The organism is Methanopyrus sp. (genome assembly GCF_053997775.1).
In genome coordinates, this window is record NZ_JBMXXF010000040.1 from 1 (window position 1) to 5,224 (window position 5,224).

The 5,224-nt window shown below is 72.5% G+C and carries 6 protein-coding genes; 4 read left to right on the plus strand and 2 right to left on the minus strand.

Going from position 1 to position 5,224, the window contains the following annotated elements; all coding sequences use genetic code 11:
• A partial coding sequence (locus tag ACXJJV_RS05885; protein WP_456467256.1) for a hypothetical protein occupies nt 1–591 on the plus strand: 591 nt, incomplete at its 5' end.
• Between the two features lie 111 nt (nt 592–702).
• Here ACXJJV_RS05885 and ACXJJV_RS05890 read toward each other — a convergent pair.
• Nucleotides 703–2,061: an RsmB/NOP family class I SAM-dependent RNA methyltransferase gene (locus tag ACXJJV_RS05890; RefSeq protein ID WP_456467257.1), complete on the minus strand. Its 1,359-nt coding sequence runs from the start codon at nt 2,059–2,061 to the stop codon at nt 703–705.
• A gap of 26 nt (nt 2,062–2,087) precedes the next feature.
• On the opposite strand from ACXJJV_RS05890, the gene ACXJJV_RS05895 reads away from it, so the two are divergent.
• On the plus strand, nt 2,088–3,041 hold the full coding sequence (locus ACXJJV_RS05895) for a DUF1152 domain-containing protein (RefSeq protein WP_456467258.1): 954 nt from the start codon (nt 2,088–2,090) through the stop codon (nt 3,039–3,041).
• Nucleotides 3,042–3,053: 12 nt separating this feature from the next.
• Complete coding sequence (gene nadC / locus ACXJJV_RS05900) at nt 3,054–3,896, plus strand: carboxylating nicotinate-nucleotide diphosphorylase (RefSeq protein WP_456467259.1); 843 nt, start codon at nt 3,054–3,056, stop codon at nt 3,894–3,896.
• Here nadC and ACXJJV_RS05905 read toward each other — a convergent pair.
• Nucleotides 3,889–4,854, minus strand: a complete 966-nt coding sequence (locus ACXJJV_RS05905) for a hypothetical protein (RefSeq protein ID WP_456467260.1) — start codon at nt 4,852–4,854, stop codon at nt 3,889–3,891. The two genes, nadC and ACXJJV_RS05905, sit on opposite strands and share 8 nt — an antisense overlap.
• Before the next feature lie 30 nt (nt 4,855–4,884).
• Here ACXJJV_RS05905 and ACXJJV_RS05910 point away from each other — a divergent pair.
• On the plus strand, nt 4,885–5,224 hold a 340-nt coding region (locus ACXJJV_RS05910), incomplete at its 3' end, for a hypothetical protein (RefSeq protein WP_456467261.1).

A 5,224-nucleotide genomic window follows, 5' to 3' on the forward strand; every position in this document is an offset into this window, starting at 1 on the left:
TTCCTCGCCTCCAACCAGTCCATGCTGCTGGTGAATCAGCTGCTGGACACGTTCCGGCGGTGCCTGCCGATGCGCGCCTCGTGCTGGGTGGAGTTCGCCCTGCAGTGTCACGCCTGCGTGCACCGGGAGGTGCGGGCGGAGGAGGTGCTGGAGGATCTGGAGCCGCGGGTGGAGGGGAAGGAGGACTGCCGGGAGCGAGTGGAGCGGGTGGTGGAGCTGGCGATCAGCGGGTTGGAGGAGCGGCTCGGCGGTCTGGTGGGTCGGTACCGGTTGGGTGAGGTGCTGAGCTCGGACGTGGAGGAGTTCGCGGAGCGGGTCACCGAGGGGATGGTGGACGCCCTGTCGCTGCACGCTAAGCCGGTGCTCGCGCTCGCGGAGGAGCCGGAGAAGACTGTGGAGGAGTGGCTCTCCGTCCCGGAGGTGATCAAGGTGGGCGAGGTTGAGGTGGGGCCGGAGGAGTACGATCCGGTGTGGGAGGAGGTGAAGCGGACCGAGCGTGCCTTCGCCCGGATCGACGTGGGTAAGGTGGTCAGGGAGCGGTTCCGGCGGCTGGTGAAGGAGCTGCGGGATCGGTTCGGGTCCGGCCGATGAAGACCCCACCCCGATGCGGAGCCGATGAAGAGGGGCCAGGGTGCCGAGGCGCCTCGGCCCCCGTCCAACTCGTCATCGGGCCTCAGACTCGGGGTAGGCTCCTCATCGGCCCTACGAGCGCTCCAGGCGGACGGTAAAGAAGCCCTCGGTCCGGTGCCGGTGCGGCCACAGGCGTCGGACGCGGTCGTGCCACGGGTAGCGGCGGTCGAGCCAGCGCTCAACGCCGGGCGAGCCGAACGTGAACGGCCGCTCCGGCTCGAACCCGTCCATCCCGCGGAGGAATCGGCGCACGACCTCCTCGTTCTCGACGACCGTGACGGAGCAGGTGGAGTACACGAGGGCGCGCTCGACCAGGGGGGCGACGCCCCGGAGGATGGCCAGCTGGCCGCGGGCGTACCTCTTCACGTGCCGCCAGCGGACGGTCCACCGGGCCTCGGGCGAGCGGGCGTACGCGCCGGAGCTGGAGCAGGGCGGGTCGACGAGCGCGAGGTCGAACCGCTCGCCCCGAAGCTCCCGCGCCAGCCGGGTGGCGTCCGCGCGGCGGACCCGCGCCTCGACGCCCCACCTCCGGAAGTTCCGGCGCAGCTCGCGGAGCCGGCGCGGGTTCACGTCCACGCAGGTGAGCTCGAGCTCCCCCTCCGTCAGGGCGTACAGGTAGGCGGACTTGTTCCCCGGGGCCGCGCACGCGTCCAGGACGGTGTCGCCCGGGTCGGGCCGCAGGGCGTACGCCGCGGCGGCCGAGGCCTTGTCCTGGTACGCGACCCAGCCCCGCCGGTACGGTTCCGTGCGCACGGGCGGGATGTCGTGCTCCACCACCCGCAGGATCAGGGGCACGTCCGGGTCCTCCTCGACGACCACCCCCTCCCGCTCCAGCGCGAGGATGGCCCGGTCCGGGTCGACCAGGTGCGCGTGAACGCGGAGGTAGCGCTCGGGCTCCCGGTTGTTCGCCCGCATCAGCCGCTCGAGCTCCTCCCGACCGACGGTGTCCAGGAGGTGGCGGACGAACCACTCGGGGTGGGAGTGCTCGATCGCGAGGCGCTCGACCTCGTCCCGGGCGCGGTCCAGCACGTCGTCCAGGGACAGCTCCTCGACGTCGTACAGGACGGCGTTCACGAACCGGGCGGGCCCCTCCCCGAGCCTCCGGAGCACGATCCGTACCGCCTCGTTGGTCGCGATCGCGGGCTTGACTTCGTTGCACTTCATCTCGAACGTGGCCACGCGGAGCGCGTTGCGCACCCAGGGGTCCAGGTCCGGGACGCGGGCGTTCCGCACGGCCGCCTCCAGGAACGCGTCGACGGTCCGCAGCCGCTTCATCAGCTCCATGCAGTACGCGTGCACGGTCCCCCACACCTTATGGTCCCGGACGCCGGCGTTCAGGAGCACCCGCTTGACGCAGGTGCGCAGGGACCGGCGCGTGCGCTCCCACCGCACGAGCACGCGCACGGTCAGTTCCTGCCGGCTGAGTCCCAACCACCTCCCCCTCGGGGGCCGCTCGCTTGTACCTGAGCGAGGTGCTCGGTGACGGGAGTCGGATCGGGGTGCTCGGGATCGGCGGGGGCGGGGACGTCGTCGGCGCGTCCCACACGTACCGGCGGGCGCGGGTGGACCTGAACCCCGAGCTCCTGGTGCTCGGTGGACTCACGTGGGAGCGGGTCGTGGTGGATCCGGAGCCGGGCCCGCGCTCGCGGGATGAGATCGTGGGGGACGTGGAGTGGATCCACGAGCGGGTGGGCGTGCTGCGGGGCGAGGCGAGGCCGCGGCGCGGGTCCGAGTTCGCGGAGTCCCGGGTGCGAAAGGTCCTGCGGCGGCTCGGGCACTCGAACGTGCGGGTGGTGCTGGTCGACGTGAGCGGCGGGGTGGAGGGGACCGTGGAGGGGCTGCGGGCGCTGATGGAGCACTTCGACCTGGACGTGCTCGTCGGCGTGGACGTGGGTGGGGACGCGCTCGCCCGGGGGGACGAGCCGGGGGTGGAGAGCCCGCTCGCGGACTCCATCATGACGTGCTCGCTCGCCCGGCTGGACGGGACGGTGCTGGGCGTGTTCGGGTGGGGGTCGGATGGGGAGCTCTCGCGGGAGGAGCTGCGGAGGCGGTTCGCCGAGATCGCGGCCGAGGGCGGGTACCTGGGGGCGGTCGGGCTCACGCGGCGGGACGTGGCGTTCCTTAAGCGGCTGGCGGAGGCGGTGGAGACCGAGGCGAGCCTGGTCCCGCTGCGCGCGGCCGAGCGGGGTGAGCTGGGGCCGATCGAGATCCGGGGCGGGCACCGGACGGTCGAGCTCGGGCCCGCGTCCGTGTGCACGTTTTACTTCGACCCGAGGGCCGTGGCGCGCGGGAGCGTGCTGTGCGAGCTGGTGGACGGGACGCGCAGCGTGGAGGAGGCGCACGAGCGCGTGCGTCGGGAGCTGGGCATCAAGACGGAGCTGGACTGGGAGCGGGAGATGGCGGAGCGGTAGGGGGTCGCCCGCGTGATCCTGAACCGGGTTCGGGTGGAGCGCGTGGTGCGGTGGGCCCTGGAGGAGGACGTCGGGCGGGCCGACCTGACCTCCTCCGTCGTCCGCGGTGAGGAGGCGGAGGCCGTGATCGTGGCCAAGGAGGAGGGTGTGGTCTCCGGCACGCTGCCCGCCCGGGTCGCCTTCGAGCTGCTGGACTGCGACGTGGAGGCGCGGGTCAGGGACGGGGAGGAGGTGCGGGCGGGGCAGGAGCTGCTCCGGGTCTCGGGCCGGGCGGTGAACGTCCTCTCGGCCGAGCGGGTCGCGCTCAACTTCCTCATGCGACTGTCCGGGATCGCGACGGCGACCCGGCGGGTCGTGGACCGGGTCCGCCGCGTGAACCCGGACGTGATCGTCGCCGCCACGCGAAAGGTGCACCCGATCACCGGGTTCCTGGAGAAGAAGGCCGTGGCGGACGGGGGCGGCGACCCGCACCGACTGGGCCTGGACGACGCGGTGCTCATCAAGGACAACCACCTGGCGCTGGTCGGGTCGGTGGAGGAGGCCGTGCGCCGGGCCCGGAGGGAGGTGGGGTTCACGAAGCTCGTGGGCGTGGAGGTGGAGTCGCCGGAGGAGGCCGAGGAGGCGGCCCGGGCCGGCGCGGACCACGTGCTGCTCGACAACATGACCCCGGGGCGCGTGCGGGAGGCGGTCGAGCGCGTGCGGAGGATCGACGACGCGATCATCCTCGAGGCCTCGGGCGGGATCACCCCGGAGAACGCGCCCGAGTACGCCCGCACCGGGGTGGACGTGATCTCCCTGGGCTGGCTGACGCACTCCGCGCCCGCCCTGGACCTGAGCATGCGCGTGATCACCTGAGCCGCTCCCGCAGCCCCCGCACGAACTCCGAGAGGGTCATGACGAACCGGGCGTCCGCGATCCGGTGCGCGTACGCGTCCGGGTCGGGGTTCACCGACACCACGAAATCCGACTCGAATCGGACCGCGAACGCGTCGAAGGAGGCGCCCACGAGGAAGAGCACGTCCTCCCGCACGGTGTTACCCGTGTTGACGCCCGTCGGCGGGATCCCGGGGAGGAACTTGGACGCGTGCTTGGTGCAGTACACCCGAACCTCGAGCCCCGCCTCCTCCAGCGCCTCCATCAGCCGATCCACCTCCCCCCGCTCGTCCCCCAGCGAGGAGGTGACCGCCGGCAGGTCGCCCGAAACGTCCCCCAGGATCCCCTTCCCGAGCACGAGGGCCGCGCTCTCGTAGAACTCCAGGGCGCGCAGGAGCTCGTCCCAGTCCCCCTCGCCCGTGGGCTCCACCCGGGCCACGTCCGCCGGCGGCCGGCTGGACAGGAGCAGGTCCTCCGTCAGGATCACGCACGCGAGCCGGTGCTCCTCCCGGGCGGCCTCCGCGGCGCGGACCACCGCATCCTCGATCTCCCCCTGACTCTCGGGCACCTCCACGCGCAGCTTCCATTCCCGGATCACCCGGGGCAGCTCCACGGAGCACGTGTAAGATCCCCGCCCGTCGGCGTCCAGCCCCACGATCAGGAGGCCCGGCCAGTCCCCCTCTTCCGCGAGCAGCTGCGCGGCCACGTACACCCCCTTGTCCTTGAGGACCGCGGCCCCGAAGCCCCCGGACTGGGCGAGGCCGATCACTAGCCCTACGGCGTCGAACTCCGAGGCGACCGGCACGACCTCGAACGGGTGGTCTCCCTCCTCCAGCCTCCGGACCACCTCGTTCAGCGGGAACCCGGGTAGGTAAGCCACGGCGTCAGGCTTTACCCTCCTCAGTGCGCCCAACACCTCGGCCGAGCCCAGCCCGGACAACGGCCCACCACCCCCAGGGGAACGGTCGGCTTGCTGGCCACGCTCCTGGTCCTGGCGCTCTCGCTGCCCGGACCGGCGCAGGGGGCCGGGATCCAGTGGGTGGACCTGACGCCGGGGACGGAGTTCGAGGCGCCCGGAGGGCTGACCCGCATCACCCGGTTGACCACGGAGGTCCGGTTCCCGCGACCGGACCCGGACTACGGGCAGGTGGAGTTCGGGAAGGACGTGGACGGGGACGGCCGGAAGGACCACACGTGGTGCGGCGAGCTGGCGGCGCTCACCCTGTACAACATCGCGGTCGCCGAGGGGCTCTGGAAGCCCGTCCGGGGCTTCCCGCTGACTCCCGAGGAGCTGGAGCGGGTCGAGACGA